This is a genomic window from Dickeya oryzae, assembly GCF_020406815.2.
GTDB lineage: Bacteria > Pseudomonadota > Gammaproteobacteria > Enterobacterales > Enterobacteriaceae > Dickeya > Dickeya oryzae.
The window spans coordinates 3,552,988-3,578,630 of the sequence record NZ_CP162670.1 but is presented as its reverse complement, the minus strand read 5'-3'; the positions used below and the strand labels follow the sequence as shown (position 1 = coordinate 3,578,630).

Here is a 25,643-nt window from a genome sequence, read left to right as displayed (position 1 = left end):
TTGGTTAGGGGGCCTTGTCGGGCCCCCTTTTTACTTATCTCTTACTTATCTCCGCCACGAGATAACCGAGGAAAAGATAATGGCTGAAATTACCGCTGCCCTGGTAAAAGAACTGCGCGAACGTACCGGCGCAGGCATGATGGAATGTAAAAAAGCTCTGGTTGAAGCCAATGGCGACATCGAGCTGGCAATCGACAACATGCGTAAATCTGGCCAGGCTAAAGCTGCAAAAAAAGCGGGTCGTGTTGCCGCTGAAGGTGTGATCCTGACCAAGATTGCCGCTGACGGCAAATACGGCATCATCGTTGAGCTGAACTGCGAAACTGACTTCGTAGCAAAAGACGCTGGCTTCAAAGCGTTTGGCGAAGAAGTGGCTACCGCTGCACTGAACGAGCGCATCACTGACGTTGACGTTCTGAAAGCGAAATTCGAAGAACAGCGTACCGCGCTGGTAGCGAAAATCGGCGAAAACATCAACATCCGTCGTATCGCTGTGCAGACTGGCGACGCGCTGGGTTCTTATATGCACGGTGCTCGCATCGGCGTTATGGTTGCTGCTACCGGTGCTGACGACGAGCTGATCAAGCACATCGCTATGCACATTGCTGCCAGCAAACCGGAATACGTCAACGCTGAAGATGTACCGGCTGACGTGGTTGCTCGCGAGCATCAGATCCAGTTGGATATCGCCATGCAGTCCGGCAAGCCGCGCGAAATCGCTGAGAAAATGGTTGAAGGCCGTATGCGTAAATTCACCGGCGAGATTTCTCTGACCGGTCAGAACTTCGTGATGGACCCGAACAAAACTGTTGGTCAATTGCTGAAAGAGCACAATGCTTCTGTGAGCAACTTCATCCGTTACGAAGTGGGTGAAGGTATCGAGAAAGCTGAAGTTGACTTTGCTGCTGAAGTCGCAGCAATGAGCAAACAGTCTTAATAAAAAGGGAGCCGCCAGTTGGCGGTTCCTTTTTATCCAGCCAAGCTATTCGCGATACCCGTAATTCGTGATACAAGCAATTTCATGGCATCTGGCCCCTTATCAATGGTGCGCCGGGTGTGGCAGTAATAACCCCCAGTACGATGACAGCCTGTTAGGACAAGAACACCATGGCAACCAACGCAAAACCCGTATATCAACGTATCCTGCTGAAGCTGAGTGGCGAAGCGCTGCAGGGAGCTGAAGGTTTCGGTATCGATGCGAGCATTCTCGATCGCATGGCCCAGGAAATAAAAGAGTTGGTTGAATTGGGCATTCAGGTCGGTGTAGTCATCGGTGGTGGTAACCTGTTCCGCGGCGCGGGTTTGGCCAAAGCAGGCATGAACCGCGTGGTGGGCGATCATATGGGGATGTTGGCAACCGTGATGAACGGTTTAGCGATGCGTGATTCGCTGCATCGTGCTTATGTCAACGCCCGTCTGATGTCGGCCATTCCGCTTAATGGCGTGTGCGACAATTACAGCTGGGCTGAAGCTATCAGTCTGCTGCGTAACAACCGTGTGGTGATTTTTTCTGCCGGTACCGGCAACCCCTTCTTTACCACCGACTCAGCGGCTTGCCTGCGTGGCATTGAAATCGAAGCCGACGTGGTATTGAAAGCCACCAAAGTAGACGGCGTTTTCTCGGCTGATCCGGTTAAAGATCCTAATGCAACGCTCTACGAATCACTGAATTATCAGGAAGTCCTGGAGCGTGAGCTCAAAGTCATGGATCTGGCCGCCTTTACGCTGGCTCGCGACCATAATCTGCCAATCCGTGTGTTCAATATGAACAAGCCAGGGGCGCTGCGTCGTGTCGTGATGGGCGAAAAAGAAGGGACGTTGATCAGTAATAACGGCTAACGTCTAATTTAAGGTAATATCTTGTTTTGGTGACACAAGATTGCGCCTATATTGCCAGCCTGCTGCTGGCAATCGATGATTCGCTGGGTCATGCAAGCCGTGCGTGACCTGACTGGCAACCAGTTTTCAAGGGTTCACAACGTGATTAATGAAATCAGAAAAGACGCCGAAACACGCATGGATAAATGCGTAGAGGCTTTCAAGAACCAGATCAGTAAAGTGCGTACTGGTCGTGCGTCCCCTAATCTTCTGGATGGTATCCATGTGGAGTATTACGGTAGCGCAACGCCGTTACGCCAGTTAGCCAATATCGTGGTGGAAGACTCCCGTACGCTGGCTGTCACTGTATTTGACCGGACCCTGGGCCCGGCGGTGGAAAAAGCTATCATGGCATCCGACCTGGGGCTGAATCCGATGTCCGCCGGTACGGTTATTCGTGTTCCGCTGCCGCCGCTGACGGAAGAACGCCGTAAAGATCTGATCAAAGTGGTGCGTGGTGAAGCAGAACAAGGACGAGTGTCGGTGCGTAACGTTCGTCGCGACGCTAACGACAAGCTCAAGGCACAGCTGAAAGATAAAACCATCAGCGAAGACGAAGAGCGTCGCGCTCAGGATGACGTCCAGAAACTGACTGACGGTTTTATCAAGAAGATTGACGCCGCTCTGGCGGAGAAAGAAAAAGAACTGATGGATTTCTGATTCATCGATTCGTTACAGCGCCGCTGGCAGGTGTGCAGTGTTGTCTGCTCCTTCCGCGGCGTTTTGTTTTCCAGCTTTTTCAATGCGGGATGTTTTGCGTAACGCCACGCATTTTCACACCAGCCTCATCGACAGGTCGGCGTTGACGTTACAGACTGGCACCACGCCTGTCATCAACCCCAGCTTTATCAGGTCATATTCATGAAGCAACTGACAATCCTCGGCTCCACCGGTTCTGTTGGCGTTAGTTCACTGGCCGTGGTCAGAGCCAATCCAGACAAATTTTCGATAATGGCATTGGTCGCCGGGCGTAATGTTTCGCTGATGGCGGAACAGTGCCTGGAGTTCTGTCCGGCGTATGCCTCAATGGCTGATGAAGATGCCGCGCGCGAACTGCGTATCCGTTTACGTGATGCGGGCAGTCGAACGGCGGTGCTATCAGGCGCGCAGTCTGCCTGCGAGCTGGCAGCGCTGGATGGTGTCGATCAGGTGATGGCAGCGATTGTCGGTGCTGCAGGGTTGTTGCCGGCACTCGCGGCCATTCGTGCGGGTAAACAGGTTCTGCTGGCGAATAAAGAATCGCTGGTGACCTGTGGTCGCCTGTTCATGGACGAGGTGTCGAAGAACGGGGCGAGATTGTTGCCAGTCGATAGTGAACACAGTGCGATTTTTCAGAGTTTACCTGAGCCAATCCAGCGGCAACTGGGATATGCTTCGTTAACGCAATACGGGGTTGAGCGAGTGGTACTGACCGGTTCAGGTGGGCCATTTCGTGAGATTCCGCTTGCTGCATTGGAGAGTGTCACTCCTGAACAGGCGTGCGCCCATCCAAACTGGTCTATGGGGCGAAAGATTTCGGTGGATTCCGCCACCATGATGAATAAGGGACTGGAATATATCGAGGCGCGATGGCTGTTTAATGCCTCGGAATCACAGATGGAAGTGGTTATCCATCCCCAATCCGTTATCCACTCCATGGTGCGTTACCGGGATGGCAGTGTGATGGCGCAATTGGGTACACCCGATATGCGAACCCCCATAGCCTACGCGATGGCTTACCCTGAGCGTGTTTTTTCCGGTGCACCGGCGCTCGACTTTAGCCGGTTGGGCGCGTTGACCTTCTCTGAGCCGGATTTTCAGCGCTACCCTTGTCTGCGTCTGGCGATTGAGGCGTGTAATCAAGGGCAGGCTGCTACGACGGCACTCAATGCGGCAAATGAAATTGCGGTTGCGGCATTTTTACAATCCGGTATTCGGTTTACCGATATCGCCGCAGTCAATCAGTGCGTGATGGAACAACTGACATTACCTGAGCCGCAAAGCGTTGATGATGTGTTGTCTATCGATACCTGGGCAAGACAAGCCGCAGAAAATGTATTGCGGCGTTATCAGTGACCTTACGCGGGTGTGTTTGTTCACATGCGCCTGAAATGGTATAGTCTGCGCCGCTTGATGCAGGTGGTTATTAATAAAATACCACGTTGATGAAAGCTGTGTGCTCACAGCTTTTTTTATGCTGTCAGGTTTGGTTGCGACTGGATAATCATTTTCTTGCTCGAGGAAATCAATACACGCTATGCCCGCCGAAAATCAACACGGTAATCAAAAATTGTTACCTAACGGCCCTCGTCATGTCGCGATCATCATGGATGGCAACGGCCGCTGGGCTAAACAGAGGGGAAAGCTGCGGATCTCCGGTCATCAGGCGGGAGTGAAGTCAGTACGCCGTGCGATCAGTTATGCGGTCAGCCAGAACCTTGAAGCCTTGACGCTATACGCATTCAGCAGCGAAAACTGGAACCGCCCGGCGCAGGAAGTTTCTGCGTTGATGGAGCTGTTTGTGCGCGTATTGAATAGCGAAGTCAAAAGCCTGCACAAGCACAATGTCCGTTTGCGAGTCATCGGTGATATTAGTCGATTCAGTAGTCGATTACAGGCACTGATCCAACGTTCTGAAGCGATGACAGAAAATAATACGGGCCTGACTCTGAATATTGCTGCGAATTATGGTGGCCGTTGGGATATTATCCACGGGGTCAGAAAAATCGCCGAGCAGGTTCAGGAAGGTATACTGCGTCCTGATACTATTGATGAGTCAACTCTGAATCGTTATATGTGCTTAAACGATCTGGCTCCGGTTGATTTGCTAATAAGAACCAGTGGAGAACATCGCATCAGCAATTTCCTGCTATGGCAGATTGCGTATGCAGAACTCTATTTTACCGATGTTCTCTGGCCGGATTTTGACGAACAAACCTTTGAAGGTGCCATTCATGCCTTTGCTCAACGTGAGCGTCGCTTTGGGGGAACTACGCCTGACGATGCAGATGCATCGTAGGGGGTATTTTTGCTGAAGTATCGCCTGATTACTGCGCTGATTCTTATTCCTTTAGTTATTGCGGCGCTTTTTTTCCTGCCGCCGTTGGTTTTTTCTCTGGTGACGCTGGCTGTTTGTATGCTGGCTGCCTGGGAATGGGGTCAACTGGCTGGTTTGGTTTCTTACACACAGCGAATCTGGCTTTCCATTGCCTGTGGTTTTCTGCTGGCAGCGATGATGCTGACCTTGCCGGATTACCACTATTCCATCACGTTTGTACCGGTCTGCCTGTCCCTATGGATTTCTCTTTCCTGGTGGGGCGTGGCGCTATTACTGGTGCTGTTTTATCCCTCTTCCGCTGCAATGTGGCGACATTCCCGTGCGCTGCGTTTGTGCTTTGGCCTGCTGACTATCGTGCCTTTTTTCTGGGGTATGTTGGCGCTGCGCCAGTTCGAATATGAAACCAATCCTTTTAGCGGTGCCTGGTGGTTGCTGTATGTGATGGTGTTGGTGTGGGGTGCTGACAGTGGTGCTTATCTGTTTGGCAAGCTGTTTGGTCGGCGTAAACTGGCACCCAAAGTGTCGCCGGGAAAAACCTGGGAAGGTTTCATCGGTGGGCTGGCAACATCTGCAATGATTGCGTTACTGTTTAGCCATTATGCGCCATTGTCTATCTCAACCTTTACCCTGTTGGTGTGTTCTATTGTCGCGACACTGGCCTCGGTATTGGGGGATTTGACGGAAAGCATGTTCAAGCGTGAGGCCGGTATCAAGGATAGCAGTCACCTGATCCCGGGTCACGGTGGGGTACTGGATCGTATTGACAGCCTGACTGCAGCCATACCGGTATTTGCCTGTCTGATGCTGCTATTGTTCAAGGCTGTTTAGGAATACAGGTAGAGTCGGTTTATGCTGAATGTTCTCTGGAGCCTGGCTGCATTCGTTGTCGCACTCGGTGTGCTTATCACCGTGCATGAGTTTGGGCATTTTTGGGTTGCCCGTCGCTGCGGCGTTCGCGTCGAGCGTTTCTCTATCGGCTTCGGGAAGGCATTGTGGCGTCGACGTGACCGTCAGGGTACCGAGTATGTCATCGCGCTGATTCCTCTGGGCGGTTATGTGAAAATGCTTGATGGTCGGGTCGATGACGTTCCTGACGAACTTCGGCATCGGGCATTCAACCACAAAACGGTCTGGCAGCGCGCAGCTATTGTCAGCGCCGGGCCGATTGCCAACTTCGTGTTTGCCGTTATTGCCTACTGGCTGGTGTTTATTATTGGTGTGCCGGGTATCCGTCCGGTAGTGGGCGAGGTTTTGCCCGGATCGATTGCGGCAACGGCGCAAATTTCACCGGGAATGGAACTAAAGTCAATTGATGGCATCGAAACGCCTGACTGGGATAGCGCGCGTCTGGCTTTGATTGGCAGGATTGGAGAACCTGACGTGGTTTTCGAAACCGCACCGCTAGGTTCCGCCAGTACAGAGAGCAAACGGCTTGATCTGCAACTCTGGCATTTCGATCCAGAACGGCAGGATCCGGCAGTGTCGCTGGGGATTATACCGAAAGGGCCTCAGGTTGAAGCGGTGCTGACTCAGGTCCAGCCCCGTTCTGCCGCTGAAAAAGCGGGTTTGCAAGTCGGGGACAGGATCGTTAAAGTCGATGGTCAATTGCTGGCTCGCTGGCAGCAGTTTGTCATTGCCGTGCGTGATAACCCTGGCAAACCGATTGCGCTGGAGGTGGAAAGAGGCGGGGATACGCTGTCCGTTACGCTAACACCAGACAGTAAAACGGTAGGAAAAGGGCGGCTGGAAGGGTTTGCCGGTGTAGTGCCGAAAGTGACCCCTTTGCCTGATGAGTACAAAACCGTGCGCCAGTATGGGCCGTTCAGCGCCATCTATGAAGCTGGGAATAAAACCTGGCTGTTGATGAAACTGACAGTCAGTATGCTGGGTAAGTTGATTACCGGCGACGTGAAGCTGAATAACCTGAGCGGTCCGATTTCTATCGCACAGGGGGCGGGCATGTCAGCAGATTACGGATTGGTGTATTACCTGATGTTTTTGGCGTTGATTAGCGTCAATCTGGGGATTATCAATCTGTTCCCTTTGCCGGTACTGGATGGTGGTCATCTGCTCTTTCTGGCGATCGAAAAGCTAAAGGGTGGACCGGTTTCCGAGCGTGTGCAGGACGTCAGTTATCGCATTGGCACGGTGTTGCTGATGATGTTAATGGGGCTTGCACTTTTCAATGATTTCTCCCGCCTGTAGGCGTGGATTAGGTTAGGAAAAACGCATAACAACGATGGCGATGAAAAAGTTGCTCATAGCGTCGCTGCTGTTTAGCAGCGCCACCGTATACGGTGCAGACGGGTTCGTAGTGAAAGATATTCATTTCGAGGGCCTGCAGCGGGTTGCCGTCGGTGCGGCATTGCTCAGCATGCCTGTTCGGGTAGGAGATACTGTCACTGACGAGGATATCGGTAACACCATTCGGGCTTTGTTTGCGACCGGGAACTTCGAGGATGTCCGTGTCCTGCGTGATGGGAATTCGCTGCTGATTCAGGTCAAAGAGCGTCCGACCATTGCCAGCCTGACCTTCTCCGGCAACAAAGCGGTGAAGGAAGAAATGCTCAAGGAGAACCTTGAAGCATCAGGTGTGCGTGTCGGTGAAGCACTGGACCGCACCACCTTGTCCAACATTGAAAAAGGGTTGGAAGATTTCTACTACAGCGTAGGTAAATATAGCGCCACAGTGAAGGCCGTGGTGACGCCGCTGCCTCGTAACCGTGTCGATCTCAAATTGGTGTTTACCGAAGGGGTATCCGCCAAGATCCAGCAAATCAATATCGTCGGTAATAAATCTTTCAGTTCCGATGAGCTGATTTCCCGTTTCCAGTTACGCGATGAAGTGCCGTGGTGGAACCTGGTAGGGGATCGTAAATACGAGAAACAGAAACTGTCTGGCGACCTGGAAACGCTGCGCAGTTTCTATCTCGACCGTGGCTACGCGCGTTTCAATATTGACTCAACGCAAGTGAGCCTGACGCCGGATAAAAAAGGTATTTACATCACTGTCAACATTACCGAAGGTGACCAGTACAAACTCTCGGGTGTGGTAGTGCGTGGCAATCTGGTAGGACACGCCACTGAAATTGAAGATTTAACCCGCATCCAACCGGGGGAGCTGTATAACGGCGCCAAAGTAACCCGGATGGAAGAGGACATCAAAAAGCTGCTGGGACGTTACGGGTATGCTTATCCACGCGTGGTGACGCAGCCTGAAATCAATGATACCGACAAGACAGTACGACTGAGCATCAATGTGGATGCGGGTAACCGCTTCACCGTGCGTCGTATCCGTTTTGAAGGCAACGATGTGTCCAAAGATTCCGTACTGCGCCGTGAAATGCGTCAGATGGAAGGTGGCTGGCTTGGCAACGATCTGGTGCAACAGGGTAAAGAACGACTGAATCGTCTTGGGTATTTTGAAAGTGTCGATACCGAGACCCAGCGCGTGCCCGGAACACCGGATCAGGTTGACGTGGTGTACAAGGTTAAGGAACGCAATACCGGTAGCCTGAACTTCGGTGTGGGCTTTGGTACAGAAAGCGGTATCAGCTTCCAGGCTGGTGTGCAGCAGGACAACTGGCTGGGAACCGGCAACTCGGTAGGCATCAGCGGGACCCGTAACGACTACCAGACCTATGTTGAACTGTCGATGACAGACCCGTACCTTACGGTAGATGGCGTGAGTCTCGGTGGTCGTGTTTTCTACAACAACTTCAAAGCGTTGAATGCTGATCTGGCCGACTATACCAATCAAAGCTATGGTATCGGTTCAACGTTGGGCTTCCCGATCAACGAAAACAACTCGTTACGCCTGGGTCTGGACTACGTGCATAACTCGTTGTCGGATATGAAACCTCAGGTTGCAATGTGGCGCTATCTGAATAAAGCAGGCGTTGATCCTGATCCTAACTCGACGTCCAGCGCCAGCTTCAGTGCCAACGATTTCTTCCTGACGCCAGGATGGACTTACAACAACCTTGACCGTGGTTATTTCCCGACCGCAGGTAACCGTGTCAACCTGAGCACCAAGGTGACGGTGCCAGGTTCGGATAACGAGTACTATAAGGTGACCTTTGATTCCGCCAGCTATTTCCCGTTGAGCGAGAGTCGCAATTGGGTGCTGATGGCGAAAACCAAAGCGGGTTATGCCGATGGTCTGAGCGGCAAAGAAGTGCCGTTCTACGATAACTTCTTTGCGGGCGGTTCCAACACAGTTCGTGGTTTCCGTTCCAACACCATCGGTCCGAAAGCGGCTTACTACACTGCTGGATCTTGTTCTTCATCGAGCGTGTCATCGTGTAGCGTCACTAACTCGACTGATGCGGTGGGTGGTAACGCGATGGCGGTGGCTAGCGCCGAGTTAATCGTTCCAACACCGTTTATTAGCGATAAGTACGCCAGCTCTGTCCGTACGTCGTTCTTCGTTGATGCCGGTACTGTGTGGGATACGCACTGGGAAAATACCGCACAGACGTTGGCCGCTGGCATACCGGATTACAGTAAGCCTGGCAACATTCGTATGTCTTCGGGTCTTGCCGTGCAGTGGGTTTCACCTCTGGGGCCATTGGTCTTCTCTTACGCTCAGCCGTTTAAGAAGTATGATGGGGATCGCTCCGAACAGTTCCAGTTTAACATTGGTAAGACCTGGTAAACGGGCTGCGTAGGTTTGAGTTTGAAAGGAAGATGTATCGGCATCCGGTGGCGATTTGAGCATATAGCTTGACTGCCGATGCCGTGATTACGATAAGCGCGTTCAGCGCAGAAATACTTAGGGTAAGGAGTTTTAACGTGAAAAAGTGGTTGTATGCCGCAGGGTTGGGTTTAACGCTGGCTGTTTCTGCTGGTGCTCAGGCTGCTGATAAGATTGCGATTGTCAATGTTTCCAGCATCTTCCAACAGTTGCCGCAGCGTGAAGCCGTAAGCAAACAGCTGGAAAACGAGTTCAAAGGCCGTGCTGCAGAATTGCAGTCCATGGAACGTTCTCTGCAGGAAAAAATGCAGAAGTTGCAGCGTGATGGTTCTACCATGAAAGCCAGCGATCGTTCCAAAATGGAAAGCGACGTGATGGCTCAGCGTGAGCAGTTCTCCAGCAAAGCGCAGGCTTTCGATCAAGACAATCGCCGTCGTCAGATGGAAGAGCGCAACAAAATCCTGAGCCGTATTCAGGACGCGGTAAAAGCGGTTGCCACCAAGCAAGGTTATGACGTGGTTATCGACGCTAACGCGGTTGCCTATGCCGACAACGCGAAAGACATTACTGCTGACGTGCTGAAACAGGTTAAATAATCCATGTTTTCAATTCGACTGGACGCCTTGGCTCAACAGTTGGATGCACAATTACACGGTGATGGCGATATCGTCATCACCGCTGTTGCTTCTATGCATTCAGCACAAGCTGGACAGATTACATTTTTATCCGATAGCCGCTATCGTGAACAACTGAGCAGTACCCAGGCTTCAGCGGTGGTACTGACGCAAGCGGATTTGCCGTTCTGCAATAATGCCGCTGCACTTGTGGTAAAGAATCCTTATTTGGCCTATGCGCGTATGGCGCAGTTGATGGATACAACGCCGGCGCCTGCACAGGGGATCGCACCTTCAGCGGTGATTGCTCCTGATGCGCGTTTAGGAGATGGGGTTTCGATTGGGGCTAATGCAGTTATTGAATCCGGCGTTGAGTTGGGTGACGGCGTCGTGATTGGTGCCGGTTGCTTCGTCGGTAAGCATGCCCGTATTGGTGCGGGCACCCGGTTATGGGCCAATGTAACGGTTTACCATAACGTCGTATTGGGCGAGCAGTGCCTGATTCAGTCCGGTGCGGTAATCGGTTCGGACGGATTTGGGTACGCGAATGATCGTGGCAATTGGATCAAAATTCCCCAGTTGGGAACGGTCATCATCGGCGATCGTGTTGAGATCGGTGCCAGCACCACTATTGATAGAGGGGCGCTGGACGACACCATTATTGGTAACGGTGTCATCATTGATAACCAATGTCAGATTGCACACAACGTTGTGATTGGGGACAATACCGCAGTTGCTGGTGGGGTAATCATGGCGGGCAGTCTGAAGATTGGCCGGTATTGCATGATTGGCGGCGCCAGCGTGATCAATGGTCACATGGAGATTTGCGACAAGGTTACAGTCACAGGGATGGGGATGGTCATGCGGCCGATCACCGAGCCGGGCGTTTATTCATCCGGGATCCCATTACAACCGAACAAGGTCTGGCGCAAAACAGCCGCGCTGGTGATGAATATTGACGAGATGAGTAAACGACTCAAGGCTGTCGAGCGTAAGCTCGAAGACCGTTAATCGTCCGTATTCGTAGCCCTGTGTTTCGGGTGTAAGACTCACGCCGATGTGCGTAATTTTTGTTTGCGGCCTGCATGTTGTTCCTCCCTTGTTGGGGAATACGCAGGCCGTGTTGTTCATGCTATCGTTTTTATTGACAGGAAGAGTATTTTGAATACAGACACGCATACTCTGCATATCGAAGAGATTCTGGATCTACTACCACACCGCTATCCGTTCTTGCTGGTGGATCGTGTACTGGATTTTGAGAAAGGGAAATTCCTGCGAGCGGTAAAAAATGTTTCTTTTAACGAGCCGTTCTTTCAGGGGCATTTCCCTGGCAAACCGATTTTCCCCGGAGTGTTGATTCTGGAAGCAATGGCGCAGGCTACAGGTATTCTGGCGTTTAAGAGCCTGGGTAAACTGGAGCCGGGTGAGTTGTATTATTTTGCTGCCGTAGATGAAGCACGTTTCAAACGTCCGGTTGAACCCGGTGACCAGATGATTCTGGAAGTTGAGTTCATCAAGGAGCGCCGTGGTATTGCGCGTTTCAAAGGCGTTGCTAAAGTTGATGGTGAAGTGGCTTGTGAAGCGGAAATGATGTGCGCTCGTCGTCGGGAGGGCTGATTAGTGATTGATCAAACCGCCTTTATTCACCCCAGTTCCATTGTTGAAGACGGCGCTGTTATCGGTGCCGGCGTGCATATTGGTCCATTTTGCCATATCGGTGCGCAGGTTGAGATCGGTGCAGGTACGGTACTGAAGTCCCATGTCGTTGTTAACGGCATTACCAAAATCGGTTGTGACAATGAGATTTATCAGTTTGTCACGATCGGTGAGGTCAATCAGGACCTGAAATACGCCGGTGAGCCGACCCGTGTTGAAGTGGGCGATCGTAACCGTATCCGTGAGAGTGTGACCATTCATCGTGGTACCGCGCAAGGCGGTGGGTTGACTAAAGTCGGTAACGATAACCTGCTGATGATCAATACCCATATTGCTCACGACTGTGTTGTCGGCAATCGCTGTATTCTGGCGAATAACGCTACGCTGGGTGGTCATGTCAGCGTTGATGATTTCGCGATTATTGGCGGCATGACAGCGGTGCACCAGTTCTGCGTCATCGGTGCACACGTGATGGTGGGCGGTTGTTCTGGCGTAGCGCAGGATGTCCCTCCGTATCTGATAGCACAAGGCAACCATGCCACGCCATTTGGTATCAATATTGAAGGGCTCAAGCGCCGTGGGTTTGAGAAAGAGACCCTGCACGCTATCCGCAATGCGTACAAGCTGATCTACCGCAGCGGTAAAACGCTGGATGAGGTGAAAGCTGACCTTGAGGCTCTGGCGGCAGAGCATCCAGCGGTACAGGCCTATCTTGATTTCTTTGCCCGCTCGACGCGCGGCATTATTCGATAAGACATGACACAACGTCCCCTGACTATCGGACTGGTCGCCGGAGAAACCTCCGGCGATATTCTTGGTGCCGGTTTGATTCGCGCGTTAAAAGCACACGTACCTGATGCCCGCTTTGTCGGTGTGGCTGGGCCGCTGATGCAGGCAGAAGGCTGCGAAGCCTGGTATGAGATGGAAGAGCTGGCGGTAATGGGCGTAGTTGAAGTGCTGGAGCGCCTGCCCCGCTTGCTGAAAATTCGTCGTGACCTGACGCAGCGTTTCAGCGAACTGCAACCCGATGTGTTTGTCGGTATCGACGCGCCTGATTTCAATATTACCCTGGAAGGTCGCCTCAAGCGCAATGGTATCAAAACCATCCACTATGTCAGTCCATCGGTATGGGCGTGGCGACAAAAGCGCGTTTTCAAGATAGGTAAAGCGACGCATCTGGTGTTGGCGTTTCTGCCGTTCGAAAAAGCCTTTTATGACCGTTTCAATGTACCTTGCCGTTTTATTGGTCACACCATGGCGGATGCGATGCCATTGCGTCCGGACAAAGCGGCAGCGCGGCGTACGCTGGGATTGCCGGAGCAAGGGCGTTGTCTGGCGATATTGCCGGGTAGTCGTGGTGCCGAAGTGGATATGCTGAGTGCGGATTTCCTGAAAACGGCGCAGATGCTACGGCAAACCTATCCGGAACTGGAGATTGTGGTACCGCTGGTTAACTCGCGTCGCCGTGAGCAGTTTGAAAAAATCAAAGCTGACGTTGCACCCGATATGACAATCCGACTGCTGGATGGGCAGGCGCGTGAAGCGATGATAGCCTCTGATGCCACGTTGCTGGCGTCCGGTACGGCGGCGCTGGAGTGTATGCTGGCGAAGTGCCCGATGGTCGTCGGATACCGCATGAAGCCCTTTACCTATTGGCTGGCGAAACGACTGGTGAAAACACCGTGGGTCTCGTTGCCCAATTTACTGGCAGGACGCGAACTGGTCAGAGAATTACTGCAGGATGACTGTACGCCTGACAAACTGTCGGCGGCGTTATTGCCCTGGCTTGAAGGTGGCGACGCGGCGCAGCACTTGCAGCAGACATTCTTACATTTGCATGAACAGATTCGATGCGACGCTGATGAACAGGCGGCGCAGGCTGTACTGGAGCTGTGGCGGTCATGAGTGAGGTTTTTGTTTATCCACCGGCACATTGTATTGCCGGGGTGGATGAAGTTGGGCGTGGCCCGCTGGTTGGCGCCGTGGTAACGGCGGCGGTGATTTTGGACCCGAATCGGCCGATCGTCGGACTGGCAGATTCTAAGACGCTCAGCGAGAAACGTCGTCTGGCGTTATATGACGAGATCCGTGAAAAGGCGTTGGCCTGGAGTCTGGGTCGTGCCGAGCCGGAAGAAATTGACACGCTTAATATCCTGCACGCCACCATGCTGGCGATGCAGCGTGCGGTGGCTGCCTTGCCTGTTACGCCAGATTTTGTGCTGATAGACGGCAACCGTTGTCCGACGTTGCCGATGCCGTCACAGGCGGTGGTCAAGGGCGACAGTCGGGTGGCGGAAATCAGTGCGGCCTCGATTCTGGCTAAAGTGACGCGGGATCGTGAAATGGAAGTGCTGGACCAGCAATTTCCAGAGTATGGATTTGCGCAGCACAAAGGGTATCCTACGGCATATCATCTTGAAAAGCTGGCGACGTTGGGCGCCACCCTTCACCACAGGCGCAGTTTTGCCCCGGTTAAGCGGGCGCTGGGTCTGGCGTAACGCAACCGTATGTAACATAAGTGCCTGTAACGTAAACGCATAATGTGCCTGAAGATCTGCATCAGGCGGGTTACTGAAAAGATTATGGGATCCGGAAATGGCCGAACCACGTTTTGTTCACCTGCGTGTTCACAGTGACTATTCCATGATCGATGGGCTGGCGAAGACCGGCCCGTTGGTAAAAAAAGCCGCCGCGCTGGGGATGCCCGCGCTGGCAATCACCGACTTTACCAACCTGTGTGGGCTGGTTAAGTTCTATGGTGGCGCGCATAGCGCCGGTATCAAGCCGATCATCGGGGCAGACTTTTATCTGCAGAGCGAAGAGTTAGGCGACGAACTGGCGCATCTCACCGTTCTGGCGATGAATAACGAAGGTTACCAGAACCTGACGTTGCTGATTTCGCGCGCGTATCAACGCGGGTATGGCGCTGATGGTCCGACTATTGATCGGGAATGGCTGGTGGAACATCAAGCCGGGATACTGCTGTTGTCCGGTGGGCGTCATGGTGATATCGGCAAGTTTTTGTTGCGTGGTAACCAGGCGTTGGTGGAGCAGTGCGTCGCGTTTTATCAGCAACATTTTCCTCAGCGATTTTATCTGGAGCTGATTCGTACTGGCCGACCGGATGAAGAAAGCTACCTGCATGCGGCAATCAAGCTGGCGACTGCGCACGGCTTGCCGGTCGTCGCCACCAATGATGTCTGTTTTATCAGTCCAGATGACTTTGACGCGCATGAAATCCGCGTGGCGATTCATGATGGTTTTACGCTGGATGACCCCAAACGCCCCCGCAATTACAGCCCGCAGCAGTACATGCGCAGCGAAGAGGAGATGTGCGAGCTGTTTGCCGACATCCCCGAGGCGCTGATTAATACGGTAGAGATCGCCAAACGCTGTAACGTGACTATTCGGCTCGGTGAGTATTTCCTGCCGCAATTCCCGACTGGTGACATGTCGACCGAAGACTATCTGGTGATGTGCGCCAAAAAGGGGTTGGAAGAGCGACTGGCGTTCCTGTTCCCGGATGAAGAAGTACGTGCTCAGCGCCGCCCTGAATACGATGAACGTTTGGATATCGAACTCGGCGTTATCAACCAGATGGGGTTCCCCGGCTACTTCCTGATTGTGATGGAGTTTATCCAGTGGTCCAAGGATAACGACGTACCTGTAGGACCGGGACGAGGCTCCGGCGCAGGCTCGCTGGTGGCGTATGCGCTGAAAATAACCGATCTGGACCCGTTGGAGTTTGACCTGCTGTTCGAACGTTTCCTCAACCCGGAACGTGTGTCGATGCCTGACTTCGACGTCGACTTTTGCATGGAAAAACGCGATCTGGTTATCGATCATGTCGCGGATATGTATGGCCGTGATGCGGTGTCGCAAATCATCACCTTCGGTACCATGGCGGCTAAAGCGGTAATCCGTGATGTGGGCCGTGTGCTGGGACACCCGTATGGGTTTGTCGACAGAATTTCCAAGCTGGTACCGCCTGACCCGGGGATGACGCTGGAGAAAGCCTTTGCGGCTGAGCCGCAATTAGGTGAGATCTACGAGGCGGATGAGGAAGTCAAAGCGCTGATCGATATGGCGCGCAAACTGGAAGGGGTGACCCGCAACGCCGGTAAACACGCCGGGGGGGTGGTGATTTCGCCGACCAAAATCACCGATTTTGCGCCGCTTTATTGCGATCAGGAAGGCAATCACCCGGTTACCCAGTTTGATAAGAGCGACGTAGAATACGCCGGTCTGGTGAAGTTCGACTTCCTCGGCTTGCGTACGTTGACCATCATTAACTGGGCGCTGGAGATGATCAACGCCCGGCGCGAAAAGCAAGGGCTGGAACCGGTCGATATCGCCGCCATTCCGCTGGATGACAAGAAAAGTTTCGATATGCTGCAGCGTTCGGAAACCACAGCGGTATTCCAGCTTGAATCGCGCGGCATGAAAGACCTGATTAAGCGCCTTAAGCCAGACTGCTTTGAAGACATGATAGCATTGGTGGCGCTGTTCCGTCCGGGGCCGCTGCAGTCGGGGATGGTGGATAACTTCATTGACCGTAAACATGGGCGTGAAGAAATATCCTACCCGGATATCCAGTGGCAGCATGAAACGCTGAAACCCGTGCTGGAGCCGACCTATGGTATCATTCTGTATCAGGAACAGGTGATGCAGATTGCCCAGGTACTGGCGGGGTATACCCTCGGTGGTGCGGATATGTTGCGCCGTGCGATGGGTAAGAAAAAGCCCGAAGAAATGGCCAAACAGCGCTCGGTATTCAAAGAGGGTGCTGAGAAGATGGGCGTCGACGGTGAACTGTCGATGAAGATCTTCGACCTGGTGGAGAAGTTCGCCGGTTATGGGTTTAACAAATCGCATTCGGCTGCTTACGCGCTGGTATCGTACCAGACGCTGTGGCTAAAGGCGCACTACCCGGCGGAGTTCATGGCGGCGGTGATGACCGCTGATATGGACAACACCGATAAGATAGTCGGGCTGGTAGATGAATGCTGGCGTATGGGATTGAAGATCCTGCCGCCAGACATCAACAGCGGGTTGTACCATTTCCACGTTAATGATGACGGCGAGATTGTCTATGGCATCGGTGCCATCAAAGGGGTGGGCGAGGGGCCAATCGAAGCGATTATCGACGCACGCAACAACGGCGGTTATTTCCGCGATTTATTTGATCTGTGCGCCCGTACGGATATTAAGAAACTGAACCGGCGAGTGCTGGAAAAATTGATCATGTCTGGCGCATTTGACCGCCTGGGGCCCCATCGTGCGGCGCTGATGAATTCGCTGGCAGATGCCATGAAATCCGCAGAGCAGCATGCGAAAGCGGAGGCCATCGGTCAGGCGGATATGTTCGGCGTACTGGCGGAAACCCCTGAACAGGTGGAGCAATCCTACAGTACCGTGCCACCGTGGCCAGAGCAGGTGGTGCTGGATGGGGAAAGGGAAACGCTGGGGTTGTACCTGACCGGCCACCCCATCAACCAGTATCTGAAGGAAATCGAACGCTACGCAGGGGGCGTGCGTTTGAAAGACATGCACCCCACGGAGCGGGGAAAAATGACCACTGCCGTTGGGCTGGTGCTGGCCGCCCGGGTGATGGTGACCAAGCGGGGTAACCGCATTGGGGTCTGCACGCTGGACGATCGTTCCGGTCGTCTGGAAGTCATGTTGTTTACCGACGCGCTGGAAAAATATCAGCATCTGCTGGAACAGGATCGTATTTTGATAGCCAGCGGACAGGTCAGCTTTGATGACTTCAGCGGTGGACTTAAAATGACAGTCAGAGAGTTAATGGATATCAGCGAAGCGCGTGAAAAATATGCGCGCGGGCTTGCTATCTCGCTGACTGACAGGCAAATTGATGACCAGTTGTTAAACCGTCTTCGTCAGTCGTTGGAACCCCATCGATCGGGGACGATTCCGGTGCATCTTTACTACCAGCGTCAGGATGCGCGCGCCCGGCTACGTTTTGGTGCCGCATGGCGTGTGACGCCTACCGACGTGTTGCTGAATGATTTACGCACCCTGGTTGGTAATGAACAGGTTGAACTGGAATTTGACTAAAATAGGAATACTATGAGTCTGAATTTTCTTGATTTTGAGCAGCCGATTGCAGAGTTGGAAGCGAAGATTGATTCCCTGACCGCAGTCAGTCGCCAAGATGAAAAATTGGATATTAACCTGGACGAGGAAGTAAAGCGTCTGCGTGAAAAGAGCGTGGAATTGACGCGTAAAATCTTCGCCGATCTGGGTGCCTGGCAGATTGCCCAACTGGCTCGCCATCCGCAGCGTCCTTATACCCTGGACTATGTTAAGCATATTTTCTCCGACTTTGATGAATTGGCAGGTGATCGCGCTTATGCCGATGACAAAGCGATCGTCGGTGGGATTGCCCGTCTCGACGATCGACCGGTGATGATTATTGGTCACCAGAAAGGTCGGGAAACCAAAGAAAAAATTCGCCGCAATTTCGGTATGCCGGCTCCGGAAGGCTACCGTAAAGCACTGCGTCTGATGGAGATGGCCGCGCGCTTTAAAATGCCGATCATCACCTTTATTGACACCCCAGGGGCTTACCCGGGTGTGGGCGCGGAAGAGCGTGGTCAGTCTGAAGCGATTGCCCGCAACCTGCGTGAGATGTCCTGTCTGCGTGTACCGATTGTGTGTACCGTTATCGGGGAAGGTGGTTCTGGCGGTGCACTGGCTATCGGTGTTGGCGATAAAGTGAACATGCTGCAATACAGCACCTATTCGGTGATTTCGCCGGAAGGTTGTGCCTCGATTCTGTGGAAGAGTGCGGATAAAGCGCCGCTGGCGGCAGAAGCCATGGGCATTACCGCTCCGCGCCTGAAAGAGCTGAAACTGATTGATTCCGTCATCCCTGAACCGCTGGGCTCTGCTCATCGCGATGTAGCAGCGATGGCGGCATCACTGAAATCTCAGTTGCTGTCCGACTTAAAAGAACTGGATACACTGAGCGAACAGGAACTGTTGAACCGTCGTTACCAGCGTTTGATGAACTACGGCTACTGCTGATTTCGCTCACTCTACGCCATAAAAGTCCGCGATTGGGAACGATCGCGGACTTTTTGTTATGCTGGTAACGGTTTTAGACGATGTCATGATTTCCATGGCGGTGATTGCCGGGATTGTCTTATCAGACCCTTTCTCCTTAATTTCATTTATTATTCATGACATCGTATCGATAAGCGTGGTGGTACGCCTTTTCGGAGAACCAACCTTATGCTGACACTGCTGGATATTCACCATATCGCGATTATTGCCTCAGATTATGAGCGCAGTAAGCGTTTTTATTGCGACGTGCTCGGTTTTACGCTGCAACAGGAGGTTTACCGAGCCGCCCGTGATTCCTGGAAAGGGGATCTGGCGCTCAATGACCGCTATTTGATCGAACTGTTTTCATTTCCCTCACCGCCTGCACGCGTCAGCCGACCGGAAGCCTGCGGGTTGCGTCATCTGGCGTTTGCGGTTGAGGATATCGAACACGCGGTAATTGCGTTGCACGCTGCAGGCGTAGACTGTGAACCGGTACGGACGGACGAGTATACCGGGCGTCGGTTTACGTTTTTCGCTGATCCAGATGGGTTACCGCTCGAATTGTATGAACGCTGAGACCGATATTTCCTCCACGCTGTTGACGGCCGTTGGCGAACAGCTCGCTACCGGTGGGCGTTATCTGGTGGCTTATAGCGGTGGTCTGGATTCTACCGTGTTGCTACATGTGATGACGCGTCTGCGTTTGCCTCACGCCCTGTCGCTACGAGCGGTGTACGTGCATCACGGTTTGAGTGTGAATGCTGATGCGTGGGCCGAGCATTGTCGTACTCAGTGTATTAACTGGCAGGTGCCATTTGATGTGCTGGCAGTGAAGGTGGATGCACGAGACGGTGGCATTGAAGCGGCGGCCCGAACGGCGCGTTATCAGGTTTTACGTCAACAGTTGTGCGAGGGAGAAACACTGCTGACAGCTCAGCATCAGGATGATCAGAGCGAGACCTTTCTGCTGGCGCTTAAACGCGGCAGTGGCCCGGCGGGATTAGCCTCGATGGCGGCGAGCGCGACCCTGAACGGTGTGTCGTTGTTGCGACCGCTGTTGGGTATTAGCCGTGAGCAACTGGAACGTTATGCCCGGTTGCAGCAGTTGGTTTGGGTTGAAGACGACAGTAATGCCGATGAACGTTACGACCGTAACTTCCTGCGTCGGCAAGTGCTGCCGGTGCTCAGGCAGCGCTGGCCCCATTTCCCCTCTGCCGTGGCGCGCAGTGCGGCACTCTGTGCCGAGCAGGAGCAACTGTTGGATGAATTGCTGGCGGAGTCGCTGGCAGCGTTGCGTAATGCCGATGGCGGATTAAGTGTGGATGCCCTGATCCCCATGAGTGCGACCCGGCGATTTGCGCTACTGCGTCGCTGGCTGTCGGAGCAGGGGGCGCGTATGCCGTCCCGCGAGCAATTGATGCGATTATGGCATGAGGTGGCACTCAGCCGTGATGATGCCAACCCGCAGTTACAACTTGGCTCATGGCAGGTCAGACGATTTCGTCGTTATCTTTATTGGCTGCCGATGATGCAGCCGGTAACCGATTATGTGTTGCCGTGGCAACCGGCCATCGCGCCGTTATCCCTACCGGATTATCTCGGGCAACTGACGCTCTTGACATCAGGGACCCGGGTGCGGCAGCCGCGTCGCGATGAAAGCGTGACGGTACGCTTTGGTTTTCAAGGCTATGTACAGATAGTCGGACGTGAGCACGGCCGCCCGATAAAGAAGTTGTGGCAGGAACTGGGGGTGCCGCCGTGGTTGCGCGATCGTACACCGCTGATATTTTACAACGAGCAGTTGATTGCCGCAGTGGGGCGGTTCGTGACGCGTGATGGGCAGGCAATGCCGGATGATGGTGGGTCGTTTATCGATGGTGAATGGTTTATCGACTGGTGCAAAGCGCAATGAAAACGGACAACCTAAGGTTGTCCGTTCGTGTTGCGAGGAAGGGGGTCAGGGTTCACTGACGACAACTTTTCCAATCTCTGGGTGACTGAAGCTGAGGATATGGTCGAGACGGAGTTCGCGTTGTTGGCCCGCGTCGTCAATCACCAGATATTCGATGTTCTTTCGAGAGATCATATCGCTGGCTTTACCCACCACGACTTCGCCGTTACGCAGTTCTACCGTTAACGTCAAATGCTGCTGGCAGGTGGCTTCCAGGTTATCGTAGTCATCACAATTAATGGGTTGATATTCATTACTCATTGACATAATCGCTCACCAATAAGTTAGCGGCGGCATAAGCCGCCTGTTCCCTGACAGAGGATGGTAACTCGCTGTTTGTCGCGATGCCATCCAGGGTTTTCAACACACAACCCAGCGCGTCGGGTATATACCCCAGATCACCACTGGCGATCTCCGCGTACAGACGGCGTACTAATTCACTGTATTGTTGCACAATATCCTCCCTTAGAGCTTAACCCGGTAGAGATTCATGCACCCTTCGTTGTTATCGCGACTGCAATGTAATTCTACGAAGATAAACTCTCCTCTTCTTTCCGACTATAGCATAGGCCCCGGCAGGTTATCAGCATAATGCAACAGCATATTCTGCCGTTACCGCCGGTTTGACGCGCGCGACTGTGATGTCGGTCGCCGCTGGGGTAGACTACCGGTTCTGTGACAAGGGGTAGAGAATGGCCTTAAAAGCAACGGTTTATAAAGCCAGTGTTAACATCGCCGATATGGATCGCGCGTTTTTCCAGGATGTCAGCCTGACGCTGGCTCAGCACCCTTCGGAAACCGACCAACGCATGATGCTGCGACTGTTGGCATGGATCTGTCATGCTGATGAGCAACTGCGTTTTACCAAGGGATTGTGTGCGGATGACGAACCAGAAATCTGGCGACACAGCGACGACGGTCGAGTGCTGTTATGGGTGGAACTGGGTCTGCCAGACGAGAAGCGTCTGAAGAAGGCCTGCAGTCTGTCACCGGATGTGGTGCTCTATGCTTACGGTGAGCGTGCCGCCCGGGTTTGGTGGCAAGGCATGACCGATAAAGCGCGAGCCCTGACTAACCTGACGGTACGTTTTTTGGATGATCAGCAACTGGCGAGCCTGGCAGCGTTAGCCAGACGCACCATGACGTTACAAGCGACGTTACAAGAGGGAACTATTTGGCTGTCCGACGATCAGAATAATCTGGAATTGTCGTTCAGTGACTGGCAAATTGCGCAGGGTTAGGGATGATCTGACGGCATGCCAGCACAACACAGCAGGAGAATAAGGATGAAAAAACTGGCGACAGGGGTGATGCTTGTTGTTCTATTATCGGGGCTGATGGGATGCCATTCCCGTTCTCAGGTTCAGGATGAGCCGTTACGCCCGATGGCGCAGTATTATCGCGGTAAGCTGCCTTGCGGTACCTGCGGCGATGTGGATACCTCGCTTTTTTTAAGTGCGGATGGCAGTTTTGTTATGCAGGAGAGCTATCCGTCGAGGGCTGATGGCAAGGCTACGGTTGCAGAATCCGGTCGCTGGAGTCGCACTGCCGAGCGCCTGGTGTTGACCGATAGTCATGGTGAGAAGCGTTATTTCCGCCCGTCGAACAACGATCTGGAAGCGTTGGGTGATGATGGTCATCCGCTGGCGGCAGCTTCGCGTTACCGGCTTCTGGCGGTAGATAAGCAAGAGGCATCGGCGGCACCCGATTGTATTAGCTGGCTTTCGAATGTTGACATGGGGACGGGGACTAGCGTGGCTGAGCGTCATATCACCAAACAACCGGGTGGGTATGTGTTCTCGGTGACAACCACGCAAGGGTTGGCAGCCATCCGTGTGAGCTATTACTCCCATTCCCGCGTGATCGCTTATCCTGCCTCGTCGTCTTGATCTCGTCGTTGTAAACCACAACGTGAGCAGGTCAAATCGACCGGTGTGAGCGGAGAACCTGAGTCGTGCTGTTCCCCGCTCGGTGTGTTCCCTTTACAGCATGCCTTTTAATTTATACAGCCAGTCCAGCGCCTGACGCGGTGTCAGCGCATCAGGGTCGATAGACTCCAGTGCTTCCAGCGCCGGTGACGGCTCAACGGGTGCGAGTAGCGCCAGTTGCGAGCCATCGACATGGCTGGCGGAAGCATGACCAGCCAGTGACTCCAGTTCTTTCAGTTTTTGTCTGGCCCGTTTGATGACCTCTTTGGGTACGCCAGCCAGCGCGGCAACCGCCAGCCCGTAACTCTTGCTGGCCGCTCCTTCCTGCACGCTGTGCATGAACGCTATCGTGTCACCGTGTTCCAGTGCGTCAAGATGGATATTGATCACCCCTTCCATTTTCTCCGGCAGGTTGGTGAGCTCGAAGTAGTGGGTGGCGAACAGTGTCATGGCTTTGATGTTGTTTGCCAGCGCTTCGGCACAGGCCCAGGCCAGCGACAAACCATCATAGGTGGAGGTGCCGCGCCCGATTTCATCCATCAGTACCAGGCTGTGTTCGGTGGCGTTATGCAGAATATTGGCGGTTTCCGTCATTTCCACCATAAAGGTAGAGCGGCCAGACGCGAGGTCATCGGCGGCACCGACGCGGGTAAAGATACGATCAACCGGGCCAATGACGGCCTGTTCGGCCGGGACGTAACTGCCAATATGTGCCAGTAAGACAATTAACGCCGCCTGGCGCATGTAGGTGCTTTTCCCGCCCATATTGGGGCCGGTGATGATCAGCAGTCGGCGCTGGGGAGACAGTGACAAAGGGTTGGCAATAAACGGTTCGCTCAGTACCTGCTCGACGACGGGGTGACGGCCACCGCTGATCTTGACCCCCGGTTTGTCACTCAGGGTCGGGCAGACGTAATGCAGCGTATCGGCGCGCTCGGCCAGATTGCTCAGTACATCCAGTTCTGCCAGTGCAGCCGCACTTTGCTGGAGTTCCGCCAGATGTGGCAATAACAGGTCGAACAGCTCTTCATACAGCGCTTTTTCCAGCGCCAGCGCCTTGCCCTTTGAGGTCAGTACCTTATCTTCGTATTCTTTCAGCTCGGGAATGATATAACGCTCGGCGTTTTTGAGCGTCTGACGGCGGACATAGTTCATCGGCACCAGGTGGCTTTGCCCACGACTGACCTGAATGTAGTAACCGTGTACACCGTTAAAACCGACTTTCAGCGTATCGATACCGAGCCGCTCACGCTCGCGGATCTCCAGTTTATCCAGATAATCGCTGGCACCGTCAGCCAGCATGCGCCATTCGTCCAGCTCGTCGTTGTAGCCGCTGGCAATCACCCCACCGTCGCGTACCAACACCGGCGGCGCTTCTACCACAGCGCGTTCCAGCAGATCACGCAGTTCATCGAAATGGCCGATAGAAGCGCGTAACTGCTGTACGGCTTCGGCGTTGACGGTTTCCAGCAAGGCATGGATATCGGGTAGTTGCTGAAATGCGTGGCGCATTCTGGCTAAATCACGCGGGCGTGCGGAGCGTAACGCCAGACGCGCCAAAATACGCTCCAGATCGCCAACCTGTCGCAGAAACGGTTGCAGTTCGGCGGCGGTATCCTGCAGCGCGCCGATAGCTTGTTGACGTTGCAGCAATGCCTGAGTATCGCGAATAGGGGCATGCAACCAACGCTTAAGCATACGGCTGCCCATTGCGGTTACGGTTCGATCGAGCACAGAGGCTAGTGTGTTGTCGACCCCACCAGACAGGTTCTGCGTCAGTTCCAGATTACGGCGGGTCGCCGCATCCATAATAATGCCGTCCTGCTGGCGCTCCATGGTGATGCCACGGATATGCGGCAGCGATGTGCGCTGGGTATCTTTGGCGTACTGCAACAGGCAACCTGCGGCACGCAGGCCCAGTCGGGCTTGCTCTACGCCAAAACCGGTCAGGTCACGGGTGCCAAATTGCAGGTTTAGCTGCTGGCGAGCGGTATCAAGCTCGAATTCCCACAACGGACGGCGACGCAACCCGTGGCGGTGTTCAATCAAGGACATCGCTTCGAACGTTTCCGGATAGAGCAGTTCTGCCGGGTTGGTGCGCTGCAACTCAGCCGCCATGGTTTCCTTATCAACCGGCTCGACCAGACGGAAACGACCGGAGCTGATATCCAGCGTGGCGTAACCAAACCCCTGGCTTTCCTGCCAGATGGCGGCCAGCAGGTTATCTTGTTTTTCCTGTAACAGTGCTTCGTCACTGATGGTGCCGGGGGTAACGATGCGAACCACTTTACGTTCTACCGGCCCTTTGCTGGTCGCCGGGTCGCCAATTTGTTCGCAAATCGCCACGGATTCGCCTAACTGCACCAGCCTTGCCAGATAGTTTTCTACCGCGTGATGAGGAACACCGGCCATTGGAATTGGCTCACCCGCTGACGCGCCACGTTTGGTGAGCGAGATATCCAGCAATTGCGACGCGCGTCTGGCATCGTCATAAAACAGCTCATAGAAGTCACCCATACGATAAAACAGCAAAATATCGGGATGCTGGGCTTTCAACTTCAGATACTGCTGCATCATGGGGGTGTGGGCGTCTAAACTCTCTGGTGTACTCATCGCGTTGTTATGTCCATCTTCTTAAATTTTAATGCGTTAATGATACCGGCGATGCTCATTAGCGCGCATGAAATCCTGTGTTGTACTGCTGGCCGGCTTGGTTCGGTGATTGGGCACATAGCTGACCCGCATGGCTTTCATTCGTATGCAGGCTGCATGATAACGGAGTCTTCAAGGCAGGAAAACAAGAGGGGACGCC

The 25,643-nt window shown here is 53.5% G+C and carries 23 protein-coding genes; 20 read left to right on the top strand and 3 right to left on the bottom strand.

Annotated elements, in window-relative coordinates:
• Window positions 1-79 precede the first annotated feature (79 nt).
• The 18 genes from tsf to tilS all read left to right on the top strand — a co-directional run bounded on the left by tsf (window position 80) and on the right by tilS (window position 20,864).
• Window positions 80-937 (top strand): translation elongation factor Ts, encoded by an 858-nt coding sequence (gene tsf / locus LF929_RS15585; RefSeq protein WP_038903597.1) that lies wholly within the window; start codon window positions 80-82, stop codon window positions 935-937.
• Between the two features lie 170 nt (window positions 938-1,107).
• Window positions 1,108-1,839, top strand: coding sequence for a UMP kinase (gene pyrH, locus LF929_RS15580; protein WP_012883662.1), 732 nt, complete (start codon window positions 1,108-1,110; stop codon window positions 1,837-1,839).
• Between the two features lie 141 nt (window positions 1,840-1,980).
• Window positions 1,981-2,538 (top strand): ribosome recycling factor, encoded by a 558-nt coding sequence (gene frr / locus LF929_RS15575; RefSeq protein WP_023639093.1) that lies wholly within the window; start codon window positions 1,981-1,983, stop codon window positions 2,536-2,538.
• Window positions 2,539-2,739: 201 nt separating this feature from the next.
• The gene (gene ispC / locus LF929_RS15570; RefSeq protein WP_038903599.1) at window positions 2,740-3,933 is read left to right on the top strand and encodes a 1-deoxy-D-xylulose-5-phosphate reductoisomerase; all 1,194 of its coding nucleotides are present in this window, start codon (window positions 2,740-2,742) and stop codon (window positions 3,931-3,933) included.
• Window positions 3,934-4,114: 181 nt separating this feature from the next.
• Complete coding sequence (gene ispU, locus LF929_RS15565; RefSeq protein ID WP_038903600.1) at window positions 4,115-4,876, top strand: (2E,6E)-farnesyl-diphosphate-specific ditrans,polycis-undecaprenyl-diphosphate synthase; 762 nt, start codon at window positions 4,115-4,117, stop codon at window positions 4,874-4,876.
• Window positions 4,877-4,885: 9 nt separating this feature from the next.
• On the top strand, window positions 4,886-5,743 hold the full coding sequence (gene cdsA, locus LF929_RS15560; protein WP_226092640.1) for a phosphatidate cytidylyltransferase: 858 nt from the start codon (window positions 4,886-4,888) through the stop codon (window positions 5,741-5,743).
• Between the two features lie 21 nt (window positions 5,744-5,764).
• On the top strand, window positions 5,765-7,120 hold the full coding sequence (gene rseP / locus LF929_RS15555; RefSeq protein WP_226092639.1) for a sigma E protease regulator RseP: 1,356 nt from the start codon (window positions 5,765-5,767) through the stop codon (window positions 7,118-7,120).
• Window positions 7,121-7,154: 34 nt separating this feature from the next.
• Window positions 7,155-9,572, top strand: coding sequence for an outer membrane protein assembly factor BamA (gene bamA, locus LF929_RS15550; RefSeq protein WP_210175749.1), 2,418 nt, complete (start codon window positions 7,155-7,157; stop codon window positions 9,570-9,572).
• A gap of 137 nt (window positions 9,573-9,709) precedes the next feature.
• The gene (skp, locus tag LF929_RS15545) at window positions 9,710-10,207 is read left to right on the top strand and encodes a molecular chaperone Skp (RefSeq protein ID WP_012883669.1); all 498 of its coding nucleotides are present in this window, start codon (window positions 9,710-9,712) and stop codon (window positions 10,205-10,207) included.
• A gap of 3 nt (window positions 10,208-10,210) precedes the next feature.
• The gene (lpxD, locus tag LF929_RS15540; RefSeq protein ID WP_210175748.1) at window positions 10,211-11,236 is read left to right on the top strand and encodes a UDP-3-O-(3-hydroxymyristoyl)glucosamine N-acyltransferase; all 1,026 of its coding nucleotides are present in this window, start codon (window positions 10,211-10,213) and stop codon (window positions 11,234-11,236) included.
• A gap of 150 nt (window positions 11,237-11,386) precedes the next feature.
• On the top strand, window positions 11,387-11,842 hold the full coding sequence (gene fabZ / locus LF929_RS15535) for a 3-hydroxyacyl-ACP dehydratase FabZ (RefSeq protein ID WP_012770826.1): 456 nt from the start codon (window positions 11,387-11,389) through the stop codon (window positions 11,840-11,842).
• A gap of 3 nt (window positions 11,843-11,845) precedes the next feature.
• Entirely contained in the window at window positions 11,846-12,634 is a 789-nt protein-coding gene (gene lpxA, locus LF929_RS15530) for an acyl-ACP--UDP-N-acetylglucosamine O-acyltransferase (RefSeq protein WP_038903605.1), read from the top strand.
• Between the two features lie 3 nt (window positions 12,635-12,637).
• Window positions 12,638-13,786, top strand: a complete 1,149-nt coding sequence (gene lpxB, locus LF929_RS15525; RefSeq protein ID WP_226092638.1) for a lipid-A-disaccharide synthase — start codon at window positions 12,638-12,640, stop codon at window positions 13,784-13,786.
• Complete coding sequence (gene rnhB / locus LF929_RS15520) at window positions 13,783-14,379, top strand: ribonuclease HII (protein WP_038903607.1); 597 nt, start codon at window positions 13,783-13,785, stop codon at window positions 14,377-14,379. The genes lpxB and rnhB overlap by 4 nt, the downstream gene beginning before the upstream one ends.
• A 97-nt stretch (window positions 14,380-14,476) precedes the next feature.
• Complete coding sequence (gene dnaE, locus LF929_RS15515; protein ID WP_226092637.1) at window positions 14,477-17,959, top strand: DNA polymerase III subunit alpha; 3,483 nt, start codon at window positions 14,477-14,479, stop codon at window positions 17,957-17,959.
• 12 nt (window positions 17,960-17,971) lie between these two features.
• The gene (accA, locus tag LF929_RS15510; RefSeq protein WP_038903609.1) at window positions 17,972-18,931 is read left to right on the top strand and encodes an acetyl-CoA carboxylase carboxyl transferase subunit alpha; all 960 of its coding nucleotides are present in this window, start codon (window positions 17,972-17,974) and stop codon (window positions 18,929-18,931) included.
• A gap of 207 nt (window positions 18,932-19,138) precedes the next feature.
• Window positions 19,139-19,528: a VOC family protein gene (locus LF929_RS15505; protein WP_038903610.1), complete on the top strand. Its 390-nt coding sequence runs from the start codon at window positions 19,139-19,141 to the stop codon at window positions 19,526-19,528.
• On the top strand, window positions 19,518-20,864 hold the full coding sequence (tilS, locus tag LF929_RS15500; RefSeq protein WP_226092636.1) for a tRNA lysidine(34) synthetase TilS: 1,347 nt from the start codon (window positions 19,518-19,520) through the stop codon (window positions 20,862-20,864). Before LF929_RS15505 ends, tilS begins: the two co-directional genes overlap by 11 nt.
• Window positions 20,865-20,909: 45 nt before the next feature.
• Here the strand turns inward: tilS and rof are convergent, their stop codons facing one another.
• Complete coding sequence (gene rof / locus LF929_RS15495) at window positions 20,910-21,170, bottom strand: Rho-binding antiterminator (protein WP_012883679.1); 261 nt, start codon at window positions 21,168-21,170, stop codon at window positions 20,910-20,912.
• Window positions 21,157-21,357, bottom strand: coding sequence for a YaeP family protein (locus tag LF929_RS15490; protein WP_012883680.1), 201 nt, complete (start codon window positions 21,355-21,357; stop codon window positions 21,157-21,159). The genes rof and LF929_RS15490 overlap by 14 nt, the downstream gene beginning before the upstream one ends.
• Window positions 21,358-21,595: 238 nt before the next feature.
• Here LF929_RS15490 and LF929_RS15485 point away from each other — a divergent pair, with 238 nt between their 5' ends.
• Window positions 21,596-22,144, top strand: coding sequence for a YaeQ family protein (locus LF929_RS15485; protein ID WP_210175744.1), 549 nt, complete (start codon window positions 21,596-21,598; stop codon window positions 22,142-22,144).
• Between the two features lie 45 nt (window positions 22,145-22,189).
• Complete coding sequence (locus LF929_RS15480) at window positions 22,190-22,792, top strand: copper resistance protein NlpE N-terminal domain-containing protein (RefSeq protein WP_038907238.1); 603 nt, start codon at window positions 22,190-22,192, stop codon at window positions 22,790-22,792.
• 93 nt (window positions 22,793-22,885) lie between these two features.
• On the opposite strand, the gene mutS is transcribed toward LF929_RS15480, so the two are convergent.
• Window positions 22,886-25,444: a DNA mismatch repair protein MutS gene (gene mutS, locus LF929_RS15475; RefSeq protein WP_210176627.1), complete on the bottom strand. Its 2,559-nt coding sequence runs from the start codon at window positions 25,442-25,444 to the stop codon at window positions 22,886-22,888.
• Between the last annotated feature and the right edge of the window lie 199 nt (window positions 25,445-25,643).

Bases quoted from the DNA above. Each gene is read 5' to 3' on its own strand.
- rnhB (WP_038903607.1), top strand. From the start codon at position 13,783: ATGAGTGAGGTTTTTGTTTATCCACCGGCACATTGTATTGCCGGGGTG.
- LF929_RS15480 (WP_038907238.1), top strand. From the start codon at position 22,190: ATGAAAAAACTGGCGACAGGGGTGATGCTTGTTGTTCTATTATCGGGG.
- mutS (WP_210176627.1), bottom strand. From the start codon at position 25,444: ATGAGTACACCAGAGAGTTTAGACGCCCACACCCCCATGATGCAGCAG.
- lpxB (WP_226092638.1), top strand. From the start codon at position 12,638: ATGACACAACGTCCCCTGACTATCGGACTGGTCGCCGGAGAAACCTCC.
- rseP (WP_226092639.1), top strand. From the start codon at position 5,765: ATGCTGAATGTTCTCTGGAGCCTGGCTGCATTCGTTGTCGCACTCGGT.
- dnaE (WP_226092637.1), top strand. From the start codon at position 14,477: ATGGCCGAACCACGTTTTGTTCACCTGCGTGTTCACAGTGACTATTCC.
- accA (WP_038903609.1), top strand. From the start codon at position 17,972: ATGAGTCTGAATTTTCTTGATTTTGAGCAGCCGATTGCAGAGTTGGAA.
- ispU (WP_038903600.1), top strand. From the start codon at position 4,115: ATGCCCGCCGAAAATCAACACGGTAATCAAAAATTGTTACCTAACGGC.
- bamA (WP_210175749.1), top strand. From the start codon at position 7,155: ATGGCGATGAAAAAGTTGCTCATAGCGTCGCTGCTGTTTAGCAGCGCC.
- lpxD (WP_210175748.1), top strand. From the start codon at position 10,211: ATGTTTTCAATTCGACTGGACGCCTTGGCTCAACAGTTGGATGCACAA.
- rof (WP_012883679.1), bottom strand. From the start codon at position 21,170: ATGTCAATGAGTAATGAATATCAACCCATTAATTGTGATGACTACGAT.
- tsf (WP_038903597.1), top strand. From the start codon at position 80: ATGGCTGAAATTACCGCTGCCCTGGTAAAAGAACTGCGCGAACGTACC.
- ispC (WP_038903599.1), top strand. From the start codon at position 2,740: ATGAAGCAACTGACAATCCTCGGCTCCACCGGTTCTGTTGGCGTTAGT.
- LF929_RS15485 (WP_210175744.1), top strand. From the start codon at position 21,596: ATGGCCTTAAAAGCAACGGTTTATAAAGCCAGTGTTAACATCGCCGAT.
- pyrH (WP_012883662.1), top strand. From the start codon at position 1,108: ATGGCAACCAACGCAAAACCCGTATATCAACGTATCCTGCTGAAGCTG.
- LF929_RS15505 (WP_038903610.1), top strand. From the start codon at position 19,139: ATGCTGACACTGCTGGATATTCACCATATCGCGATTATTGCCTCAGAT.
- tilS (WP_226092636.1), top strand. From the start codon at position 19,518: ATGAACGCTGAGACCGATATTTCCTCCACGCTGTTGACGGCCGTTGGC.